General features: G+C 36.3%; 23 protein-coding genes. 7 read left to right on the top strand and 16 right to left on the bottom strand.

Annotated features, from left to right (window positions below; genetic code table 11):
• Positions 1-152: 152 nt before the first annotated feature.
• Positions 153-1,490 carry a sodium-dependent transporter gene (locus Q4493_RS08155; protein ID WP_303451388.1) on the top strand — a complete coding sequence of 446 codons (1,338 nt, stop codon included), beginning with the start codon at positions 153-155 and terminating at the stop codon, positions 1,488-1,490.
• 104 nt (positions 1,491-1,594) lie between these two features.
• On the opposite strand, the gene Q4493_RS08150 is transcribed toward Q4493_RS08155, so the two are convergent.
• Entirely contained in the window at positions 1,595-2,785 is a 1,191-nt protein-coding gene (locus Q4493_RS08150) for a GGDEF domain-containing protein (RefSeq protein WP_303451385.1), read from the bottom strand.
• Between the two features lie 123 nt (positions 2,786-2,908).
• On the opposite strand from Q4493_RS08150, the gene Q4493_RS08145 reads away from it, so the two are divergent.
• The gene (locus Q4493_RS08145; protein WP_303451382.1) at positions 2,909-3,991 is read left to right on the top strand and encodes a GGDEF domain-containing protein; all 1,083 of its coding nucleotides are present in this window, start codon (positions 2,909-2,911) and stop codon (positions 3,989-3,991) included.
• Between the two features lie 27 nt (positions 3,992-4,018).
• On the opposite strand, the gene Q4493_RS08140 is transcribed toward Q4493_RS08145, so the two are convergent.
• The 3 genes from Q4493_RS08140 to Q4493_RS08130 form a co-directional block, all read right to left on the bottom strand.
• Positions 4,019-5,338: a DNA recombination protein RmuC gene (locus Q4493_RS08140; RefSeq protein WP_303451379.1), complete on the bottom strand. Its 1,320-nt coding sequence runs from the start codon at positions 5,336-5,338 to the stop codon at positions 4,019-4,021.
• Between the two features lie 189 nt (positions 5,339-5,527).
• Positions 5,528-5,752, bottom strand: coding sequence for a TIGR02922 family protein (locus tag Q4493_RS08135; RefSeq protein WP_303451376.1), 225 nt, complete (start codon positions 5,750-5,752; stop codon positions 5,528-5,530).
• 164 nt (positions 5,753-5,916) lie between these two features.
• Positions 5,917-7,440 carry a fumarate hydratase gene (locus Q4493_RS08130; protein WP_303451373.1) on the bottom strand — a complete coding sequence of 508 codons (1,524 nt, stop codon included), beginning with the start codon at positions 7,438-7,440 and terminating at the stop codon, positions 5,917-5,919.
• Positions 7,441-7,607: 167 nt separating this feature from the next.
• Between Q4493_RS08130 and pabB the strand changes: the two genes are divergently transcribed.
• The 3 genes from pabB to Q4493_RS08115 all read left to right on the top strand — a co-directional run bounded on the left by pabB (position 7,608) and on the right by Q4493_RS08115 (position 11,180).
• Positions 7,608-9,020, top strand: coding sequence for an aminodeoxychorismate synthase component I (pabB, locus tag Q4493_RS08125; RefSeq protein WP_303451370.1), 1,413 nt, complete (start codon positions 7,608-7,610; stop codon positions 9,018-9,020).
• A 70-nt stretch (positions 9,021-9,090) separates the two neighbouring features.
• A complete protein-coding gene (locus tag Q4493_RS08120; protein ID WP_303451367.1) occupies positions 9,091-9,681 on the top strand; it encodes a CoA pyrophosphatase in 591 nt (196 codons plus the stop codon).
• Positions 9,682-9,803: 122 nt separating this feature from the next.
• Entirely contained in the window at positions 9,804-11,180 is a 1,377-nt protein-coding gene (locus Q4493_RS08115; RefSeq protein ID WP_303451364.1) for an L-serine ammonia-lyase, read from the top strand.
• 131 nt (positions 11,181-11,311) lie between these two features.
• On the opposite strand, the gene cysB is transcribed toward Q4493_RS08115, so the two are convergent.
• Positions 11,312-12,286 (bottom strand): HTH-type transcriptional regulator CysB, encoded by a 975-nt coding sequence (gene cysB / locus Q4493_RS08110; RefSeq protein ID WP_303451361.1) that lies wholly within the window; start codon positions 12,284-12,286, stop codon positions 11,312-11,314.
• A 299-nt stretch (positions 12,287-12,585) separates the two neighbouring features.
• On the opposite strand from cysB, the gene Q4493_RS08105 reads away from it, so the two are divergent.
• A complete protein-coding gene (locus tag Q4493_RS08105; RefSeq protein ID WP_303451359.1) occupies positions 12,586-13,353 on the top strand; it encodes a hypothetical protein in 768 nt (255 codons plus the stop codon).
• Between the two features lie 79 nt (positions 13,354-13,432).
• Here the strand turns inward: Q4493_RS08105 and Q4493_RS08100 are convergent, their stop codons facing one another.
• From Q4493_RS08100 to Q4493_RS08050, 11 genes are all read right to left on the bottom strand, one after another.
• Entirely contained in the window at positions 13,433-13,762 is a 330-nt protein-coding gene (locus Q4493_RS08100) for a YbaB/EbfC family nucleoid-associated protein (RefSeq protein WP_303451548.1), read from the bottom strand.
• A 62-nt stretch (positions 13,763-13,824) separates the two neighbouring features.
• Positions 13,825-16,020, bottom strand: coding sequence for a DNA polymerase III subunit gamma/tau (dnaX, locus tag Q4493_RS08095; protein ID WP_303451356.1), 2,196 nt, complete (start codon positions 16,018-16,020; stop codon positions 13,825-13,827).
• Positions 16,021-16,027: 7 nt separating this feature from the next.
• The gene (apt, locus tag Q4493_RS08090; RefSeq protein WP_303451354.1) at positions 16,028-16,573 is read right to left on the bottom strand and encodes an adenine phosphoribosyltransferase; all 546 of its coding nucleotides are present in this window, start codon (positions 16,571-16,573) and stop codon (positions 16,028-16,030) included.
• Positions 16,574-16,629: 56 nt separating this feature from the next.
• Positions 16,630-17,013: a response regulator gene (locus Q4493_RS08085; RefSeq protein ID WP_303451351.1), complete on the bottom strand. Its 384-nt coding sequence runs from the start codon at positions 17,011-17,013 to the stop codon at positions 16,630-16,632.
• A 25-nt stretch (positions 17,014-17,038) separates the two neighbouring features.
• Complete coding sequence (locus Q4493_RS08080; protein WP_303451349.1) at positions 17,039-17,161, bottom strand: hypothetical protein; 123 nt, start codon at positions 17,159-17,161, stop codon at positions 17,039-17,041.
• Between the two features lie 167 nt (positions 17,162-17,328).
• Positions 17,329-18,588 (bottom strand): lipopolysaccharide assembly protein LapB, encoded by a 1,260-nt coding sequence (locus Q4493_RS08075; protein ID WP_303451347.1) that lies wholly within the window; start codon positions 18,586-18,588, stop codon positions 17,329-17,331.
• Between the two features lie 2 nt (positions 18,589-18,590).
• On the bottom strand, positions 18,591-19,208 hold the full coding sequence (locus tag Q4493_RS08070; RefSeq protein ID WP_303451345.1) for an energy transducer TonB: 618 nt from the start codon (positions 19,206-19,208) through the stop codon (positions 18,591-18,593).
• A gap of 4 nt (positions 19,209-19,212) precedes the next feature.
• Complete coding sequence (locus tag Q4493_RS08065) at positions 19,213-19,614, bottom strand: biopolymer transporter ExbD (protein WP_303451342.1); 402 nt, start codon at positions 19,612-19,614, stop codon at positions 19,213-19,215.
• Between the two features lie 12 nt (positions 19,615-19,626).
• Positions 19,627-20,151, bottom strand: a complete 525-nt coding sequence (locus Q4493_RS08060) for a MotA/TolQ/ExbB proton channel family protein (RefSeq protein ID WP_303451339.1) — start codon at positions 20,149-20,151, stop codon at positions 19,627-19,629.
• A complete protein-coding gene (locus Q4493_RS08055; RefSeq protein WP_303451336.1) occupies positions 20,151-21,500 on the bottom strand; it encodes a MotA/TolQ/ExbB proton channel family protein in 1,350 nt (449 codons plus the stop codon). The genes Q4493_RS08060 and Q4493_RS08055 overlap by 1 nt, the downstream gene beginning before the upstream one ends.
• Entirely contained in the window at positions 21,500-22,279 is a 780-nt protein-coding gene (locus Q4493_RS08050) for a DUF3450 domain-containing protein (RefSeq protein WP_303451333.1), read from the bottom strand. Before Q4493_RS08050 ends, Q4493_RS08055 begins: the two co-directional genes overlap by 1 nt.
• A gap of 422 nt (positions 22,280-22,701) precedes the next feature.
• Here Q4493_RS08050 and Q4493_RS08045 point away from each other — a divergent pair, with 422 nt between their 5' ends.
• Positions 22,702-23,478, top strand: a complete 777-nt coding sequence (locus Q4493_RS08045; RefSeq protein WP_303451330.1) for an esterase family protein — start codon at positions 22,702-22,704, stop codon at positions 23,476-23,478.
• Positions 23,479-23,480: the final 2 nt, after the last annotated feature.

Here is a 23,480-nt window from a genome sequence, read left to right as displayed (position 1 = left end):
TTTAACTTCAAGAGAAAAACTGCATTGTCTGTATTTTTTTACAGTTTTTACTTTTGATATGAAAGAAAAATTACTGAAATTATAAAATAACTTCACTAACGAGATTGAACTCGGTAAGCTCAACGCAAATAATAATATAATGTAGTTAATATATGACCATGGTTAGAGACTCTTTTCATTCCCGTATCGGTTTCATTTTAGCGGCCGCTGGATCCGCTATTGGATTAGGAAATATTTGGGGCTTTCCAACCCAAGCAGCCAATAATGGAGGCGGTGCCTTTTTATTTGTATATTTACTCGTTACCGTTTTACTCGCCTTACCTGCGCTTTACGCTGAAATATATCTCGGCAACCAAGCCCAAAAAAATCCTGTATCAGCCCTAGGTGACGCTTGCAGTAGCTTTTCTGAAGGCTTAGGTAGAAAAGCCGGTATTATTGGCTTATGTGGCGCAATCATGATGCTAAGCTTTTATACGATAGTAGCAGGCTGGATGTTAGCACATACTCTATCTGCGGTAACTGAGTTATTAGGAATGACAGAAACCTCCGCTTGGTTAGCGACCTCAAGCACAGAGCGTAACATTCTTTTCACTCCAATTTTTATTTTCCTTGGCGCGGCAATTATTCATCAAGGGGTTAATGCCGGCATTGAGCGTTGGTCAGCGCGTTTAATGCCAATTTTACTCATTATGTTAATTGGCTTAATTATCTATATTTTGCAACAACCTGGTGCAGAAAAAGGCTTAGAAGTTTATCTTATTCCTGATTTTGCTCGTGTTACAGATCCTGAATTAATAATCTCAGCGATGGGCCAAGCTTTCTTTTCTTTATCTATTGGTGTCGGAGGCATGATGGTCTATGGCTCGTATATGCAAAAAGATAAAGATATGGGGAAACTAGTATTATCAATCACCGCATTAGATACCACTATTGCCTTTTTAGCGGGACTGTTAATTATTCCTGCGCTATTTGTCGCAGATCATGCTGGTTTACAAGTTTTTCAAGACAATCAGCTCATTGGTGAAGGTCAGTTAATTTTTCATATTCTTCCTGCCTTGTTTGATTCTATGGGCACGATAGGTTTAATTGTTTCGAGCGGTTTTTTCTTACTTCTTTCTATCGCGGCTCTTACTTCAACTATTTCTTCAACCGAAGTACCTGTTGCTTATATGGTTGAAGATAAAGGCTTTACGCGTAAAAAAGCAACCTGGTTAGTTTCCATCATAGTATTATGTAGCAGTGGATTACTTATTGCGTTTTTTGATGTGTTATTTGGCGCATTTATTCGCGTATTAACAACAATTTTGCAGCCACTAAGCTGCTTGTTTTATTTTATTGTCGTCGGTTGGTTATGGAAGCGAGGCAATAAGTTACGTGATGTATCATTACAAAAAGACCGAAAAGGGTTAGCGCTTTGGGGTAATTATTTACGATATGTTTGTCCGGTATTGTTATCGGTAGTTTTTGTAAATGTCGCTATTTTAAATTAAACCACTATTTTCAAAATATTTAGTTTAAAAAGCGCTTAAACAGTCAAGCTCATTTCAGCCTACTCATTAGAGAGAAATACTGACCTGAGCTTTTCACTTTCTACCTATTGGCAAACTTGATTTCGCCCTTTCTTTTTCGCTTTATACAACGCTTGATCTGCTTGTTTTATCGTTTGCTCAAAACTATTTTTTGTCTGTCTTGTCGCCACGCCAATTGAAATAGTAACATTGACCGTTTTTAAAGACTCTGACTGTTTGCCTTGACGAGATTTTTTGGTTTTTCTTATCGGATGACGAATCACAATATTATAATCAGCAACTGACTTACGCAGCTTTTCAAGTTCATCAAGTGCTTCATCTGCAGTTTTGCGGGGAAATATCGCGGTAAACTCTTCACCACCATAACGAAAAACTCGGCCACCAGACTTTACTTCAGCAAGTTTTGCCGCAACGAGTTTCAAAACTTGATCACCAATATCATGGCCATAATTGTCATTAAACTTTTTAAAATGATCGATATCTAGCATAGCGACACAATATTTACGCCCTAAAGACAAAGCATATTGATTCAATGCTCTTCTCGAAGGTAAATGGGTTAATTCATCACGATAAGCTAAATAATACGAATCAATTACCACCACTACAATGTAATGTAAAACCAGTAAGCTAAACATAACACTAAGAGGTAAGGAAATCTGTTCGTTAAAATAAAGGTTGCCGACAATTAACGTAGTTAACAAGGAAGAAACTAATAAGTTTGGCTGACGTAAGCTTTTAAATAGCACCAAAAGCGCCACAACAAATAAAGGGAAATTTATAATAATTAATTCAATATCCAGATAGGTTAGGCTATTTTTAGTGCTATAGCCTTGTAACCAACTCATCGCAATCAACCAAAGTTTCGCTAAAACGATACAAAGGCAAAGACCAATAATTCGGACAATGCCATGGATTGAAATAAGTGCACGATCTTTAATTAACGTTAGGTAGGCTAAAACAAATAACGTTGATAGATATAGCCATTGAGGATTTTGATTTAAAATATCAAATCCAGCAAACACATTCTTACTAACTAAGTAGTAACCAAAACAAAGAGCAATTAATAAGGTAAACCGGCTGCGAGAAAATTGCGCAGAGAATAACATCCCAACAACAAATACTCCCATCAAAACTTGCTCAATAAAGTTGATTTTTACTAGCCAGTAATTTTGAGTAGCAAGGGTTGCTACTATTAATAAACTTACCGCCAAACCACTCCATAATGTAGTTTTTAACCCTTCTAATTTTTGAATCAAATTATAACCTCAAGGCATTATTCAAATTAGCCACTGATCACTAGAATATATCTTTATTAAATCTACTATGAATCACTTAAATAGCCCGTATAATATAAAGGGTAGCCATTTGAGAGTCGTAGCATGTTTTTATCCAATCTCGTAAATTCAGGCAGTGAACATTTACCTTTTTCACAAGCCAATAAAATAAAAACAACCAATATTGTTACATTAATTACTGTAATAATTTCAGGGCTTTATACTCTAAATTATATCTTCGTTTTACAGCACCCAATAGTAGCATTAATTAATAGCTTATTTACACTATGCTATTTAATGCCTTTATACCTTAATGCAAAATATTTATCTAAATTGGCTAAAGTATGGTTTTTTCTCACCTTAATGCTGCATTTGCTAGTTTGCACCAATCTATATGTCACTAATGAATCGGGATTTCATTTATATTACTTTTTAGTGCCAACAGGCGCATATCTATTATTCGATACAAAAGATAAAAAAGAAAAACTATTCCTGAGTATTTTATCGATCATTTTACTTATATATTGTGAAAATACTAAGAACATTTCGCCGCTAATTACTTTATCACCATTCACAAATGAGTTAATTTATCAATCAGTTATATTGTTTATTATGTTAGAAGTAATTGTCGTACTCACCATTTTCATCAATCAAATTGAAAGTAATGAGGAACAACTTCGCTTACAAGCGACAACCGATAGCTTAACCGGCATTGCCAATAGAAGATACTTCTTCGAAAAGCTTAACCAGCTTATTTTTCAGGAAAAAGAATACCCAAGGCCTTTATCTATTCTATTAATTGATTTTGATCACTTTAAACAAATCAATGATAAATATGGCCATTTTTCGGGGGACATTTGCTTAACTGAAATTTGCACCTTAACGACTTCATTATTAAGAGAACAAGATATTTTCGCGCGTTTAGGCGGTGAAGAATTTGTCATTGCATTGCCAGAAACTACACTTCAAGAAGCAAATCAAATAGCTGAACGTATACGGTTAAATATTTCTGAACATAACATTATGCTTCCTCAACAGCCTAACTTTAATTGCTCTGTCAGTATAGGAATCGCCAGTAACGCTAACCCAGATGACGATTTAGATAAAATATTGTTACATGCGGACGAAGCTCTATACCAAGCAAAATCATATGGTAGAAACCGTACTTTTGCTTATCAAGTCAATTGAATAACAACCCATTTTTAAAAGTCAGCATTAAGCTTTAACGCCTTTTAATGTTTTAGTAGCAAGCTTATCATCTTCTTTATCATTATCATCATGATTTAATTCAACATTTTCTATTTTTTCAAAACGTGTTGAAATTTTATCGGCTGAGGTATGAATTTGTTTTACGTCCATCGCCGCTTGGTCAATATGTTTTGCTAGATTAGCAAATCGAGATTTAAAACGAGAAAAATCTTGTGATAAATATGATAAATGGTTTTGTATCACATGTACTTGCTTACGAGTTGCTTCATCTTTAAGCACTGAACGAGATGTCGTTAATATGGCCATCAAGGTGGTCGGTGACGCCAGCCAAACGCGCTTAGTATTTGCATAATCAACTAAGTCACTTTGGTGGGCATGAATTTCAGCGAAAATGGCCTCTGCAGGAATGAACATTATCGCGCCTTCTGATGTTTCCTTCTCGATTAAATATTTATCGCTAATATCATTAATATGTTTTTTAATATCGAGCTTAAATTGTCGCTCTGCTGCTTTTCTGTCATGCTCACCTAACACGTCATCCATCATTTTTTTATAGCTTTCTAACGGAAATTTTGCATCAATCACCACATTACCGGTCGGCTCTGGTAAAAACAAAATGCAATCGGCAATTTTTCCATTTGATAAAGTATGTTGCAATGAAAAGTGTTGCTCAGGTAAAACATTTCGGATCAAACTATTCAGTTGTACTTCACCGAAAGCGCCACGCGAGCGTTTGTCATTTAATACTTCCTGTAGGCTTACGACATTCGTTGATAATTCGGTGATCTTTTTCTGAGCATCATCAATTAACGCTAGACGCTTTAAAATATCATTAAAAGTTTTCGTTGTTTTCTCAAAGCCTTCTGCAAGTCGTTTTTCAACTTGGCCACTGATCTCTTTTAATCGATTATCAGTAGACGTGGTCAGTTCATTAATTTTAACCGCCATGGCATCGCTTGATTGCTTTAAGGTTTTCGCTTGCTCATCACGAGCCGCTAATGCCGCTTTATTTAAATGATCAACCAATTGATCAACTGATTGACGTTGGTTCTGATTAAACAAATGTTGATGTTCATGAAGAGTGGTTTGTAGTTTGCTATTAAATTCAGTTAACGTCGAAAACTGTTTAGCAGATTGTTCATTAAATTGATTCAGAAATTTTATTTTAAAATCTGAAAATTGTTGTTCAATATAATGTTTAAATTCAAATTGTTGCTTGATTATTTGTTGTTGCTGTTTTTCAGATAAATTTGAGGTTAATTCGATATGGCTAAGTAATTGTTTAATGTCTGACTGCTGGTCTTGAAGCACTTTAGAAAGTGACATTACTTTTGATAACATCAACGTGAAAAGCAAGACAACTATCAATACACATGAAACAATCAGTTCATTTTGAAATGAATCTAATATTATTAAAATTTTATCAACCACGGCACACCAACTAACCACTGTATTTATTAACAGTCATTTAAACATAATTAATGGTGAAGGTTAACTTTTTTATTGATGAGCTAGCTAAGCTTCATCTTCTACATCTATATTTTCTACTCTATCTCCTATTTTATTTAGAATGTTAACCTCGCCTTCACAAACGGCAATTACCGACTTTCCTTGTTTAAACTCTTCTGAAATAATCACTCGTCCGTTATTGTTTTGTGGAAAACAAACGGTTTCATGCATCAGTTCAAGGGAGACATCACGGTAATATATAATGGTGACTTTTCTTATCGTTGTTTCCACCTTCTATCCTTTTAATCTGTGGTCATTCTTCAAAATTCGTTAAAAAATACAAGAATAAGTGTAGTAAAAATCTCTCAGGTGTCGAACGATTATCGCGACTTTTTCCAATAAAAAAGCGCTCATTTGAGCGCTTAAATTTTTCAGTGAATAATAAGGTTTGGAATCTATTTAGATAACTTTTTATCTAAATCTTCTATTTTTGCCTGCCAAATTGCTGGCCCAGTAACATGAGCTGATTCACCTCGACTATCAACCGCGACAGTAACAGGCATATCTTCCACTTCAAACTCATAAATAGCTTCCATTCCCATGTCTTCAAACGCGACAACTTTGGCTTTTTTAATCGCCTTAGACACTAAATACGCTGCGCCACCAACAGCCATTAAATAAACCGACTTATGGTTTTTAATACTTTCTACCGTTTCTGGACCTCGTTCAGCCTTACCAATGGTGCCAAGTAAGCCCGTTTCTGCCAGCATCATTTCAGTAAATTTATCCATACGAGTTGCCGTTGTTGGACCCGCTGGGCCTACCGCTTCGTCACCAATGGCATCAACAGGCCCTACGTAATAAATAAATTTATCGGTAAAGTCGACAGGCAGTTTTTCACCTTTTGCCAGCATATCTTGAATACGCTTATGCGCAGCATCACGTCCAGTTAAAATAGTACCACTTAATAAAACTGTTTCACCTGTTTTCCAGTCGCTGATATCGGCTTTTTTCAAATCATCAACATTCACTCGACGAACATTTTCGCCAACTTCCCAAGTAATTTCCGGCCAATCTTCCAACTTAGGAGGAGATAAATCAGCAGGTCCAGAGCCATCAAGGTGGAAATGTACATGACGAGTAGCCGCACAATTTGGGATCATCACCACTGGCTTTGACGCAGCATGTGTTGGTACTGAATTAATTTTGATATCAACTACAGTGGTTAATCCACCTAAACCTTGTGCACCAATACCAAGTTTATTAACGCGTTCGTATATTTCTAAACGTAGCTTTTCTTCAGCTGTTTCAGCGCCTTTATCGATAAGTTCTTGAATATTGACAGGATCCATTAAACTTTCTTTTGCTAGTACGCCTGCTTTTTCAGCAGTTCCACCAATACCTATACCTAACATCCCCGGTGGGCACCAACCCGCACCCATCGTTGGTAAAGTTTTGACCACCCAATCAGCAATTGAATCACTTGGGTTTAGCATCACCATTTTCGATTTATTTTCGCTCCCGCCACCTTTCGCCGCGATCATCACTTCAATTTCATTCCCTGGAACCATATCAATATGCACTACCGCAGGCGTATTATCTTTAGTATTGATTCGCGCACCCGCAGGATCTTTAACGATTGAAGCACGTAGAGGATTGTCAGGATTCAAATAAGCACGTCGAGTACCTTCATCAACCATTTGCTGAACGGTTAAGTCCGTGTTGTCCCACTGCACAGCCATACCCACTTTAACAAAACAAGTAACAATACCTGTGTCCTGACAAATAGGACGTTTACCATGAGCAGACATACGAGAGTTAATTAATATCTGCGCGATTGCGTCTTTTGCTGCCTGACTCTCTTCTTTATGATAGGCTTTTTCTAATGCTTGAATGAAATCAAGGGGATGGTAGTAAGATATATATTGCAATGCATCTGCAATACTCTCAATTAAATCTTCTTGTTTAATGATAGCCATAACAATCTCTTTACACAGTTAGGAAATGTAAAATCAACATTTGCGAGCGAAAACGTTGAAAGTTAAAAATTTGCCGATATGATACCCTGCTTATAACGAGCTCGCCACCACAATGCGCGCTAACTTTTATCAAAAAGTTTAAGAACAATTAAAATTAGGGTTTAATTTTGCTTCTCAATAATAACGCCGTTATCAAGGCAAAACCTCTGCACTTTAGTCATACGCTTCAACCTCAAGCGTTATTCGAGCAGTTTGCCCACCAGCCGTGGGCAATGTGGTTAGACTCATGCCACAGTGAACATGTCGATAGTCGCTATGACATAATTGTTTGGCAACCCGAAATCACTGTAACAACAATAAATAACAACACTATAGTAGATTATATCTCCGAGCAGCGTTTAGAAAATAGTAGCGACGATCCTGTAACTATTTTACAAGCGGTTCAACAAGCATTTTACCAAAAAGTTGAGATACAAGTTACTGAATTACCATTTATGACTGGAGCTGTCGGTTATTTTTCTTATGATTTAAGTAGACGTTTTGAACAACTACCTTGCCAAGCAGACAAAGATATTAATCTTCCTGAAATGGCCGTTGGCATTTATTCACAAGCGATTATTTATGACAATAAAACACAGCAATATTCATTAATTGCTGATGAAAATCAATTAGATGAAATAGAAAATTATTTACATGCTTTGATTAGTGAAAAACACTCACGATCAGTTGAATCTTTTAAATTGGTTCAGCAATGGCAAGGCAATATGTCAGCAGAACAATATCAAGAAAAATTTGCCAAAATTCAACAATATTTATTGTCTGGTGATTGCTACCAGATAAACCTTACACAGCGTTTTAGTGCGCACTATCAAGGTGAAGAATATCAAGCTTATAAAGTGCTTAGAGAAGCAAACCAAGCACCGTTCTCAGCATTTATTCGTTTAGCCGATTACAGTATTTTAAGTATTTCCCCTGAGCGATTTTTACGAGTAAACCAAAATACCGTACAGAGCAAACCCATTAAAGGTACGAAACCAAGGAGCTCGAATAAAGCGCAAGATCACGCGCTTGCCACGGCATTGCAACATTCTGAAAAAGACAAAGCAGAAAACTTGATGATAGTCGATTTACTCAGAAATGATATAAGCAAAGTTTGCCTTCCTGGCACAGTAAAAGTGCCAACATTATTTGCAGTGGAAAGTTTCCCTGCAGTTCATCATTTAGTCAGTACCGTTACTGGTGAGCTGGAAAGTCAGTTTGATGCCTTAGACTTACTCAGAGAAGCATTTCCTGGTGGCTCAATAACGGGCGCTCCAAAAATAAGAGCGATGGAAATCATTGACGAACTTGAACCACAACGCAGAAGCATTTACTGTGGTTCTATTGGCTATATCTCAGCCTGCGGAAATATGGATACTAGTATAACTATTAGAACCTTAGTTTGTGATAAATCCGGTGAGAAAAACACTTTACATTGTTGGGCTGGTGGCGGCATAGTCGCGGATTCTAATGTCGACGCTGAATATCAAGAATCTTATGATAAAGTAAATAAAATTTTACCGGTTTTAGCAAAACTTTAAAAAACGGATGAATAAAAAATCTTCGATGAATTATCGTTGTCCATAGTTAATAAATTAAATGTGAATTATCATGACTAAAAATGAATTTTTACAACGTTTTAATTTAAGCCAATTAACAAAGTCAAACAATCAAGAACTTTTACTCACGAAGCCTAAAACATTCACTCAATCAGCTGTACTTATTGCCTTATTTGAGAAAGAAAACCAACTCTATGTGGTATTAACCAAAAGAGCTAAACACTTAAAGCACCATCCTGGACAAATTAGTTTTCCGGGCGGAAAAGTAGAAACTTTTGATGAAAATCATATTGCAACTGCGTTAAGAGAAGCTCATGAAGAAGTGGGTATTGAAAAGGATGAATGCGACATTGTCGGTCAGTTACATCCTTATCAAACTATGAGTGGCTTTGCTATAACTCCTGTTGTGGCAATATTAAAGCGCAGCCCTTTGTATGCGATTGATGAAAATGAAGTAGCTGAAATATTTCATGTCCCCTTTCATCATTTTTTAACGCCTACGCAGCACTATACCATTGAAGTGAACCTTAAAGAGGGGCAACATTCAGTGCACTTTATGCCCTATAAGTCATATAATATCTGGGGAGCCACAGCAGCTATTTTAAACGACCTCAGCCTTCATATAAGAAATAACCCTACCTAATCACTCATAACCGTCTATCATATGCTATAAAAGTGTTTATCTAGATGAATACTTTCAGTTATCATTACCATATAAAATTTCAACTTACCGTGTATTTACGGATAATAATTCAGGTTTAACACATGATTAGTGTATTTGATATGTTCTCAATTGGCATTGGGCCATCGAGCTCCCATACGGTTGGTCCAATGAAAGCGGCCAAACTTTTTGTTGATCATTTAAAAGAACAAAACTTAATTGAAAAAGTTGATCGAGTAAAAGCTGAATTGTTTGGTTCCCTTGGTCAAACGGGAGTTGGCCATGGCACAGGTAAAGCCGTAATACTCGGTTTATCAGGAGAATCCCCTGAAACTATCCCTGTTGATTCAATCGATAAAATACTTAATGACGTTATTTCAAGTGAAAGCGTACAGTTATCAGCAACAAAAACGGTTAGTTTTCCAAAAAATGAATCTATTATTTATCACCGACGAAAAACATTGCCTGCTCACGCGAATGCTATGACGCTATACGCATACAATGGCGAACAAGAAGTGCTTCAAGAGACTTATTACTCTATTGGTGGCGGCTTTATCGTGCGTGATTGTGATTTCGAAAAAGAAAAAGACAAAGCACTTTCCTTACACAGTAATATTGACCGCCCTCACCGATTTTCTAGTGCCGATGAATTAATCTCGCTGGCAAGTGAAAAAGGCTTAAGTATTAGTACCATCATGATGGAAAATGAGTTGTGCTTAAATGATAAAGCAACCATCACTCGTAACTTAATCAATATCTGGCAAGCGATGCGCGATAGCGTAGAACGAGGTATGGCAACAGAAGGAATACTACCAGGTGGGCTAAAAGTCAACCGAAGAGCCCCGGCATTATACCGCTCGCTTTCTGTAGAAAGTAATAATGATCCACTTTCTGCAATGGACTGGGTCAACCTTTTTGCATTAGCTGTGAATGAAGAAAATGCAGCGGGTAGCCGTGTAGTGACTGCGCCTACTAATGGCGCTGCGGGTATCATTCCTGCCGTTTTATGTTATTACGATAAGTTTATTAAGCCTGTTAAAGATGAAGATTGCATTCGTTATCTATTAACCGCGGCCGCTATTGGTATTTTATATAAAACCAATGCGACCATATCAGGCGCTGAAGGTGGCTGCCAGGCCGAAGTTGGTGTTGCTTGTTCTATGGCTGCTGGGGCGCTTACTGAAGTGATGGGAGGCTCACCTAAACAAGTAGAAAATGCGGCTGAAATAGGTATGGAGCATAATTTAGGATTAACCTGTGATCCAGTAGGTGGTTTAGTACAGGTTCCTTGTATTGAAAGAAATGCCATGGGCTCAGTTAAAGCAATAAACGCATCACGGCTTGCACTTCGTGGTACAGGCACTCAAAAGGTGTCATTAGATAAAGTGATCAAAACCATGTGGGAAACAGGCAATGACATGAAAACAAAATATAAAGAAACGTCACGTGGTGGTTTAGCGGTTAATATTATAGAGTGTTAATCACCTTTCATATTCCGTTATCGATAAAAAAACCTATGTTAGTTTAACATAGGTTTTTTTATTAACGAGTCCGTAAAATATCTGTCAATGGACCTAAAACTCACCAAGGCCAAAAATTACCTAAACAAAAGTTATTTGATAGGTAACTCAATATTTGAAAATAGTTCTTCAACTTCAGTATTATTTTTCAATAATACTGCTCTAGTAACTAAATCGCGGTTTAAATGTGGAGCAAAGCGCTCAATAAAATCAAACATGTAACCACGTAAAAAAGTTCCGCGTCTAAAGCCTATTTTAGTCGTACTGGCATTAAATAAGTGACTTGCATCAATCGTAACCAAATCATTATCAAGTTTTGGATCCATTGCCATAGTGGCGATAACACCAATACCAACGCCCATTCGAACGTAAGTTTTTATAACGTCAGCATCTGTAGCAGTAAAGGCTATTTTAGGCTCTACTCCCGCTTTATTAAATGCGGTATCTAACTCTGAACGACCAGTGAAACCAAAGACATATGTGACCAAAGAGTATTTAGCGATATCTTCAATCGTAATATTGGTTTTCTTCGCTAATGGGTGATCTGGGCGAACAATAATACTACGATTCCAGTGATAACATGGCAGCATGATCAAATCGTTATATAAATGAAAAGACTCAGTCGCTATCGCAAAATCAGCATCGCCTTTCGTTGCCGCATCGCTAATTTGTGCAGGTGTCCCTTGATACATATGCAAAGATACTTTGCTATATTTTTTCATGAAACCTTGAATAACATCAGGTAATGCGTATCTTGCTTGTGTATGAGTAGTAGCAATTCGAAGCTTACCTTCATCTGGTTGTGTGTGTTCTCGAGCAACAGCTTTAATCGCTTCAACTTTCGATAATATTTCAGTCGCAATATTAATCACTTCTTTGCCAGCAGAAGTGACGTGAGTAAGGTGTTTACCACTACGACCAAAAATTTGAATGCCTAATTCATCTTCAAGCATTCGTACTTGTTTACTAATACCTGGCTGAGAGGTAAATAAACTTTCTGCCGTAGCAGAAACATTCAAATTATTATTTTGTACTTCGACGATATAACGTAATTGTTGCAGCTTCATAATGTATGTTCAGTGTGGCTTATGCAAAAAATATATACTTAAATAACAATTTATTCCATAGAAACTTAACGAATATGTAAAAAAATTTCATTAATTTTCATAATAAACCATTTATTGATGTAATATTACACCATAAAATAGAGTAAAAGGCTAATAAAGCATCAATACAAAGTAAATTCTAATAAAATTTCATCAAAAATAACTTTCATATTAAAAGCGTAACTTATCTCTATGCTTAACAGTTCATTTTTTGTAGACTGAGACTAATAAATCATATTTTCATCAAATGAGTATTATCTATGGGTATTATAATAGGTTTAGTGATTGCTTTAATCATCATTGTAGTAATCGTGAATGCAATTCAACAACATAAAGAAAAACAAGAACAAGAAAAACGTGCTAAAGCCGCTAAACAAAAAGCAATTATAGATGAGACTGAAGAGTTACTTTTAAACTTAGCTCACTTACCGCCTAACCCTAAAGTGGTTGAGATCCTTAACCAAAGAAGCTTAAATGCTGTGAAAAACATGGCAAAAATAATGCCTGAAATGAAAGGGATTAAAAATAGAATAAGTGAAATGGAAGCTCGTTTAAACGCTTCTGTGGATTTAGCTTCATCGAACGCAGGACAAGATCAAAGTTTTATTTTACCTGACAATGATCAACAGCTGGTCGTTATTCTCCAAACCATTAAAAAATTAAGAATAATGTTGAAATCAGAGCAGTCTAAAGGTGCCTTAGATGCACAATCCTTTATGAATGAAGATTTAAAACTTGATGCCATGCAATTAAAAATTAATGTTGAGAGCTTACATAAAAGAGGCATGCAGGCTCACCAAAAAGAAATGCTTGGCTCTGCTCGTCAATATTATGAAAAAGCCATACAAACGCTTACAGACCATCCTAAGCAATCAGATTATACCATGGCAAAGAAAACTGAATTAGAAGATCAATTAGAAGAAATTACTGCGGCTTTGAAAAATACCAATGCTGCAGATGCAGCTAAAAAAGCAAAAGCTGAAGAAGATGATTTAGATATGTTGTTCCAACCAAAGAAAAAGTGGTAATTGCTGACTATATTCACTCTTTAATACCAAAAAAGCTCAAGTTTTCACTTGAGCTTTTTTGTTGAAAATCACACAATCATTAAAATGGCATTTTCATTCCTGGCGGTAATTGCATGCCACCAGTTAAAGCTCCCATTTTTTCTTTATTTTGTTCTTCAACTCGTCTTACTGCGTCATTAAAAGCAGCAGCAACTAAGTCTTCAACCATTTCTTTATCGTCTTCCATTAAACTGTCATCAATTTCTACACGACGAACACTATGACTCCCCGTCATAGTCACCTTAACCATACCAGCACCAGACTCGCCTATAACTTCCATATTAGCCAACTCTTCTTGAGCTTTAGCCATTTTCGCTTGCATTTGTTGGGCTTGTTTCATCAAGTTACCCATGCCACCTTTCATCATAATATCTCCTACAAAATTAAATTGCCGCCACGATAGTGGTTAATGAATTAAAATTCAAGTCTAGGTTACCGAGCAATAATGCTCTCTTCATCTATTTCAGCTTGAAAATGTTCTTTAAAAGATTGAACGACTTCATCTTTTAACAGTAATTCTTTGGCATAATCATAGCGTTTATCGTTGATTTTACCCTGAATCTGAAATGGATCATCAATAGTTTCTTCTACAACCGTAATTTCAACCTTCATGGGTTTGTCAAAGTAATCGGAGACAAACTGTTCTAATTGCTCTAATGCTACGGGTGATTTTAAATGTTTAGTAGAAGTATTTAACTCTAAGATAAATTTTTCGTCATCTGAAGCGTCTGAAATAGTTGCATTAAGAGCTAATTGCCTTAAACGACCATTTAACGCCATTGAATCGATAATATTAGCCCAGCGGTCAACCTGATTAGCTTTTTTTACCACACTAGGGTCGATCACTTCCGGAGTAAATGGTTGTTCCGAAATTGTTGCAATATCAGGGACATCATTTATTACCGGTTTATTGATTACTTTTTCTGTGTTTTTCTGACGCTCAGAGGCGTCATTATGCTTTTTTCCATCATTCTCCAAGGCTTTTTTACGACTACGAAGCATATTTCTACTAGCTAAAATAGAATCGATAGGCGAAGCATTTTGAGGAGGGCTTACTTTTGCTATTTCTTCCTCTGACAATAATGGTGCTTGTTCATTAGACAAGGACTCATCAGGACGAGATTCATTAGACAAGGTTTCCTCGATAGAATGCTCTAGGTCAACATTTGGCACATCAGATATCGATGAAGCTGAAGTAAGGGCTATTTCCGCTTGATTAACGTTTGTAAAATCACCCTTCTTCGTAGCGTCTACTTGGACGGGGTTTTCAGCTAACGATTCATCTAACGAGGTAAAAGTATCAGTATTTTCACCCTCTTTTAAACATTGAGCCGCTTGTTGTTCAATACTTTCTAACTCGGCTGAAAGTTTATCAACATCTGTATCATCTATTACCTGAGAAACAGGCTGTACGAATGTATGAGAAATGGCTTTATTATCATTTATCGAAAGTTTTTCCGAAGCGGGTTGATTTAACGCGTTAAGCTCTGAAGCAGTAAAATCAACAGATGTTTTAACCTGCTCTTCTACTGTTATCGCATGTTTTTGCGGTTTAAACGCCAGTAATCGCAATAACACCATATCAAATGCCGCTTGTTCATCAGCAGCATAAGGCAAATCTTTTCTACCAGCCAAAACAATTTGATAATAAAGCTGCACATCTTCTGGGCTCATGGCTTGAGAAAACTTTTCTAATAATTGATTATGCTCAGGTGATAAATCAAAGTGCCTATCCACAACCTGCGCCATAGCAACTTGATGTAATAGTTGAATTAGTTCAGCCATTAAGCGGCCATAATTTGGAGCATAGGATGCAATATCTAATGATAAAGACATTAAGGTTTGAGCATCTTGTTTTATCAAGGCGATTAAAATTTTATATACCCAATGATGATCTACGCCACCTAACATTTTCTGAACGTTGCTAGCGATTATACTACCTTCGCCTTGCGCAATAGCTTGATCCGTTAAACTTAATGAGTCACGCATACTACCACGGGCAGCTTTTGCTAATAACGAGATAGCTAACGGCTCTGCAGAAACTTTTTCTGCTGTTAAAATGATGTTAAGTTGCCGCTCAATTTGTGGTACTGCTAACGCTTTTAGATGGAATTGTAAACAACGAGATAAAACGGTTACGGGAAGTTTTTGCGGATCTGTCGTTGCCAGAATAAATTTAACATGCTCAGGAGGTTCTTCTAAGGTTTTTAATAAAGCATTAAAACTGCTTCTAGAAAGCATATGCACTTCATCTATCAAATAAACCTTATAACGCCCTCTTGTCGGAGCATATTGCACGTTATCAAGAATTTCTCTAGTGTCATCCACCTTGGTTCTTGAAGCAGCATCAATTTCTAATAAATCAACAAAGCGCCCTTGATCAATATCTAAACAAGTATCACATTTACCGCACGGTTCAGCAGTAACACCAATGTCGCAATTCAAGCTTTTAGCAAATATTCTAGCAATCGTGGTTTTGCCTACCCCTCGCGTGCCAGTAAACAGGTAGGCGTGATGCAAGCGTTGTTGTTTTAAGGCGTTAGTTAGCACGGTAACTACGTGCTCTTGCCCCATCAATTCATGAAACGATTTAGGTCGCCACTTTCTCGCTAAAACTTGATAGCTCATAAAATCCTTATTCACCTTCATATTGAAGGAGTGAAGTAACCGATAATCCTAGATCAGCGAGCTTTTTCTCACCCCCCAAATCAGGTAAAGAAATAATAAAAGCTGCATCAGATACATTTGCACCGAGTTTTTTTATTAGTTTACTTGTTGCTTCAATAGTGCCGCCAGTGGCAAGTAAATCATCAACAATAAGTACTTTATCATTACTTGTTAAAGCATCCTGATGAATTTCGAGCGTATCTGTGCCATATTCAAGTTGATAATCTTCTGCAAAGGTAGCTCGAGGAAGTTTGCCCGGCTTTCTCACAGGAACAAATCCGACACCTAATGATAATGCTAAAGGTGCCCCAAATAAAAAGCCACGAGCTTCTGTCCCTACGACTTTAGTGAAGCCTTGGTTTTTAAATTTATCCGTTAACAAATCAATCGTTAATTGAAATGCATGAGCGTCATCTAAGATTCCCGTTACATCCCTAAATAAAATACCTTTTTTAGGGTAATCAGGAATAGTGTGAACGGCGCTTTGAAGTTGTGAAATTTGTGTTTCTGTCATTATCAGCAATATTTTTTATTTAGTATTGCTAAAGAATAATGGAAAACGAACAGTTTTTATAGTGAATGTACGAGAGAATTTTCAACCAATAGTTGCTTTAAGTGTTGTATGAATAACTTTTCATCAATTGGTTTTGAAATTACCTGCTCTACTAAGGTAAGTTCTGGAAGATTTGTAAATGTACTGATGTCTTGAGTGCTCATAAATATAATCGGCACCTGTGCAGTAACTTCTCGTGATTTCAGATTGGTGATTAATTTAATCCCATTCATCACAGGCATAAGATGATCAATAATATATAAGTTAAAAGTCGCGTTCTGAGCTTTTTCTAAGGCATCTAAACCATTATTCGCACATTCAAAGGTATAGCCTAACTGACTAAGCAAAACAGCAATTTTTTCACGAACAGGCTGTTTATCATCAACGATTAAAATATGCATATTATTGATCTACTCTTATTAATGATTAACTTAAAACCGTAAACCAACCCATTAACATAGGAAGCAATGGCGCAGCAATTAATGCTGTAAAGGCTGCAAATAAATGACGTTTTGATGAGCTATCTTTAAAATTTTCATGTTGTGACATCTTTACTCTCCGAAATAAACTACAAAATGAACGGCGCGAATTCTAGCCGAAATGTTGTCATTTAGATAGGAATATTTGATCTAGATCAAATATTTAAGATACTTTCTACTATGCTAAAGACATAAAAAAACCAGCCATAAGGCTGGTTTTTGTAGGTCTTTGCTAAATTAAATAGACTTGCCTTTACGTGCGGCAGTATCTTTAATATAACTAACCCATCCTTTAGCACCCTTACGAGTTTTAGGATCTTTCATTGCATTTTGAATAGCAGCATAAGCTTCTTTATATTGTGCAAGATAGAAATGAGATTCTGCAATGCTCATATACAATCTACCTTTATTTGGCACACCTAAGTCAATCGCTTTATTTAAAGCAACAACCGCTTTTTCAAACTGCTCATCCTGAGCTAACAACGTACCTTGCTTACTATAGTGTTTAGCTTCATTTGTCATTTTAGCTAATTCACCATAGTATTTAGCAGCTTTATCAATATGTTGTGCTGCATGCCAAGCATTAGCTAGCGAATAAATATTGGTATCATCTCGTTTAACAAGCCCTGATGATATATGCTTTTCTAATAATTTTGCTGATTTGAAAGGCATACCATTTTGTGCATATAAACTAGCTAACGTTTTGATTTCAGACTCTTTTTCAAGGTATCCTTGTTTATAAGCCAAATCTAACGTAGCCATACCACGATCATAATCTTCAACTAAAAGATAAAAATTCCCTAATTGTTTCCAGAAGGCTTTTTCGTTAGGAAAAAGTTGTACCGCTGTTTCTAGAACCTTTACGGCCTCTTTATACTTTTTAGTCTCATAATAAGACGTTAGTTTTAAGATGTAAGGATTTTTATTATGTTTATCACCGTAGGCTGCTATGGCATTATCCGCAGGTGTGATCATTTTAGACAAGCGTTTTAACTCATAGTTTGCTTGAGCAATTTTCACCCAAGTGTCACCATCAGATTTACCTGTAAAATCCATCCAAGCTTTATAATTTGCTAAAGCACCTTCATATTCTTTTGTTTGCATCTGTAAATCAGCTAACAATTTAATTGCTTCACCGTGATCAGATTCATTCAAAATATCAGGACCAACAGCTTTCTTTAAATATTCAATCGCTTTCGCTTCTTGATCACCTAAAGTTGCGTACATTACAGCGATATAACGAGCCAAAATAGCTTTGTCATAATCGCTTTTTGCATCGATCTCTAAAAGTAAAGCAAGTGCCCCTTTGATATCATCAGTAGAGTAAAGCTCAAATGCTTTACCCACTTTCTTACCAACTGAAGGTCCCATTAAACGAGTTTTACGCTTTGGCTTTTCTGACTTTTCAGCACTTGCTGCGCTAACATCAAAAGATGTCGGCAGCTGTACTAACACTAATGAAGCCAATAAAGTTAAAGATGTTAAAATCTTATTCATTATTATGAACCTCCATCCATTTTAAAGTCTAATTGTACCGTTAAACCCGTTTGACGTAATGGTTTACCATCAACAACTTTTGGTTTGTACTTCCATTTGCGTAAAGCACGTCTAGCTTCTTTATCAAAAATACGTTTTGGTTCTGCATCGATAACTGTTACATCTTCAACACCACCAATCTCATTAATAGAAAATGAAAGTTTAACCCAACCTTCTTTACCATCACGAGCTGCTTGTATCGGATATTTCGGTTCAATACGAACAATTGGTGTTGCATCACCATCACGACCAAAACCTGCACCTGGAGCCGATATACCAGCATTTGCACCTGCTAATTGTACACCAGGCATATTAAACGTTAATCCACCAGACGTATTATTAACTTCAGGCTCTGGAGCCTGAGGCTTAGGTGGCGTTTTAGGCGGCGGCGGCGGCGGAGGCGGCACACGACGTCTTTGTTCAGCAGCTGACTTAGGTGGCGTAGTGTTAACTTCAACAATAATATTTTCTAATTTTTCTTCTTCTCTTCTATCACCACTGGATATTAGAAAAGCCATAAAAGAAAATAATGCAAAAGTAACAGCTGCGCCTAATAGTATTGATACTAATAAGCGAACCATATAACTACCCCTTAGCTGCAGCGATAGAAATTCTGTCTATGCCCGCTTCTTTAATAGCGTCCATTACTTTAACAACAACGCCATGCTTAGCGTCTTTGTCTGCTTGAACAATCACAACTTCACTTGGTTGTTCAGCGAGTAATTTTTCAATGTTAGCCGCTACACGTTCTATATCAACACGACGTTTATCTAACCAAATTTCACCATTATCTTTCACCGCAATGAAAATATTAGCTGACTTTTGTTTAGACTGATTAGCCGCTTTAGGTTTATTAACTTCAATACCAGCTTCTTTAACAAAAGAAGTAGTTACGATAAAGAATATAAGCATGATAAATACGATGTCTAGCATCGGCGTCATATCAATTGCCGCTTCTTCGTCTTCACGAATACGTTTACGTGCCATTCTAATCTCTCTCTAGTGATGAGGTAAACTGTCAACCAGTTTAGCCTTTGCTAGTTTAACTTTAGCGTCTAATCTTGTGCTAAAAAACACACCTGATAATGCTGCAACCATTCCCGCCATAGTTGGGATAGTTGCCATCGAAATACCAGAAGCCATTAGACGAGGGTTACCTGTACCTTGTTGAGCCATAGTTTCAAATACTGAAATCATACCCGTTACTGTGCCAAGTAAACCAATCAGTGGACACATTGCCACCAAAGTTTTAATCGTAATCATGTTACGTTCAAGTAATTCTGCCGTTTCGGAGATCCATGTATCTCTAATTCGATGTGCATACCATGATGTTGTATCAGTTCGTGCATCCCAATTTGCGATAATTTCATCACGCATCTTAGGGTAAACTGATGCTAAGAACCAATAACGTTCTACCATCATAATCCACATCAATAAGAGAGCAAAGGCGACAAAATAAAGTACATTACCGCCAGTTGCAATAAAACTCCTGACAGATTCAACAAGCTCTATCAGGAATAACATTATTTAGACTCCTTCTCTGCAATTGCAGCAATTAAACCAGCACTTTGCTCGTCTAATTTATGAAGAACAGCTTTACTACGACCAGCAACAATGCTGTGTACTAAAATTAGTGGTAATGCGGCGATAAGACCAAGAGCAGTTGTTACAAGTGCTAATGAGATGTTACCCGCCATAATTTTCGGGTCACCTGTACCAAACAAGGTAATTGTTTGGAATGTCATAATCATACCGATTACTGTACCTAATAGACCCATTAGAGGAGCTATGGCAGCAAACATCTTGATTAAACTAATACCACGGTCAACCGTTGGAGTTTCACGCAAAATAGCTTCATCAAGTTTAAGTTCTAATGTTTCAGCATCAGCACCTTTGTTTTCTTGATACACCGTTAATAAGCGACCTAATGGGTTGTTATTATTTGGTTGGTCTAGGTTCTTCTGTTGAGCTTTCATTTTAGAAGAAACTGCACCAAGTACAACAACACGCTCAAGGGCAATTAATAAACCAATAATTAGCAATACAGTGATTGCGTAACCAACTGTACCACCTTGATGGTAAAATTCTTCTAATGTTTTCTTACGCGTTTCTAACGTTAAGATAGCACCACGAGAAGGATCAACATATAAAGGAGAGTAACCAGAAGTTTCACCGAAGAAGTTAGAGGCTGAATCAGCAATGTAACCAGCAGGCTGTTTAGCCAATGGTTGAATTTGACCAACTTCATCGTTGTAGTTTAAGTAACCATTTTCTGAAACTAGGTTAAATGTACCAATACGAGTAACTTGTTCAGTTGATTTAGAACCATCTAAGTTTGTTACTTCAGCTGTAAACTGTGAAATTTCACCTGATTGAGTCATTTCTGTTTGCAAAGCAAACCATAACTCTTCAAGTTGTTCTAATTCAGGAATAGCTTTAGCGTTAGCAATTGCGTCTAATGCTTCACCACGACCTGGGTATTCAGCACTAACGATTGAAGTAGCAATTTGACCGTAAGCATTTGCAGCAGCTGCACGACTTACACCAAACATTTCACCTAAAGTACCTTTAGCGTTATCTAATTCAACTTCTTTTTGCGCTAGTGTAATTTCATTAGCCGCATATTCTTTCGTCAAACGCTTATTTCGAGCTTGCTCATCAGCCAATTGCTTTTTAGCTTTGTTTAATAAAGCTTGTTTATCAGCACGAGCAGAAGTAAATTCAGCTTCACGCTTTTTATCAATTTTAGCTTCAGAAATACGATCTGCTTTAACTTGCTTTAAAAGCTCGTTCAAATCGTTAGCGTTTGCTGAAGTAGCAATACCTGCTGTCATTGATGCAGCAAGCAATACATAATTAATTACTTTTTTCATTATTTAGCTCCTGCTGCAAATACTGGTAACTTGGTTAAATCTAATGGTAATTGCTTACGAGCCATACGAATACCATCAGTAATAGGCTTAAGGTACTCATCGTCTAACACATCCCATGAACGAGTTTCGTTATTCCAAACCCATGCATTTTTCATATCAAGAGATTGAGCTACGAAAGAAATACGACCCATATGTAAGAAATCAGCTGTTAATGTTTGACCACCAAAGTCTAATTCTGCTTGATATACACCAAATACGGTACCGTAGTTTGCTTCAATTTCGTAAGCTTCTAACACTAAACGGAACTGCTCAGAAACAGAAACGTTTGAGTTACCCATAACATCGCGTAAACCTTGGATACGCTCTTTACGAGCTGCAATGTTCATTGGTACATCTAGTTCAACAAATTTTTCCAATGTGTCGATCATTTTGTACATTAATGGTACAACACCTTGTTTAGTTTTATCGATACCAGCAATTTGCTTTTCAAGCGATTTAATATTGGCATTTTGATCATCAACCATTAATTGAACATGATCGTTGTAGCCAGATAAAATTTCAGCTTCATCAACCGTGTTACGGTATTCAGCTAATAATTCTAACGTTTGCTCGTAGATATTATCGATTTTGCTTTGTGACTTTTCAGAAGCTTTAAATACTTGAGCTTCCGCTTTATGTAGTTCAGTTAATGCATCTGCAGAAGCGAAAGTGCTTGCTGTTAATGCTAATGAGCCGATTATCGTTGATGCGATAAGGCTTTTCTTGCTTAATTTGGACATAGTTCCCAACCATTGCTATTGAATTTTGATAACAAATATTATTGTTAACGCAAATTTAATAATCTGCCATTTTTAAGTTTTAATTTCTCTAGAATAAAACCATGCAATATTCCCAGACGACAGTGTTTATGTCAACTGAACATAGTAAAAAGGTGGTTAATTTAGTAGAAAGTACAAAAATCAACCTGTTTTAGTAATAATTAACCAACAAGTTATTAACTTATTGCCTAAATTGACTATAAAATAACCCCTAAATTATGTATTAAATATTTGCTACCTATGTTTTACTAAGTTGTTCGTAGTAAGTCAAATATTATTACAATTATAAATAATAAATTACTATTTTTGTCATTCTACAAAATAACTTAAATTATTAATCTCATTTGTAAAAATACTAACGATAAAAAAACTAAGTGATTGTTATGAAAAGATTTATACTAACTTCGATTCTCATTGCGATTGTTAATAATACAAAGTCGGTTCATGCAAGCGGTTTTTTATCAACTAACTATTTATTCAAAAGTGAAATTTTAAAATACGATCTAAATTATAGAGTTTATACTCCAAAGACAGATATTCAAAAAGTGTTGCTCCCTACTTTATATTTGACGGACGGTCAGTGGTATCTATCAAGTGGCGAGATTATAACAGTACTGGATGATTTAATTGCTTCGAACCAAATTTCACCAATTTATGTCATCTTCATTGACAGTAGAAATCCACATAATTTAATCGAAAATAGAAGAAACAATGAATTTATGTGTAATTCAAAATACATCAGTTTTTTCATAAACGAACTTGTTCCTACAATCAGTTACAATTTTCCTGTCAGTTTAGCAAGAGAAGATAGAGTAATAGGTGGTATTTCATTTGGAGGATTAAATGCTGCTTGCTTTGGACTAACTGCTAATAAATACTTTGGTGGTTTAGTCATGCAATCTCCTGCAAATGAGCAACACTTGAAAATTATTCGTCGTTTATATGCAAAGTCACCTGCTCTTCCATTAAAAATGTTTCTTTCATCTGGTGGAAAAAACGATAACGGTCAAGCGATCTATAAATTCTATAATACACTTCTTCATAAGAATTATGATGTTACTTTTATAAAAAATAATAAAGGTCATAATTGGGATAATTGGCGACCTTTAATTCCTGCTATATTAACTACATTCTTTACTATTAAAGAAATTAGTAAATAATG

This window comes from Colwellia sp. 1_MG-2023 (assembly GCF_030546755.1).
Taxonomy (GTDB): domain Bacteria; phylum Pseudomonadota; class Gammaproteobacteria; order Enterobacterales; family Alteromonadaceae; genus Thalassotalea_H.
This window is presented reverse-complemented; position numbering and strand designations above follow the sequence as displayed.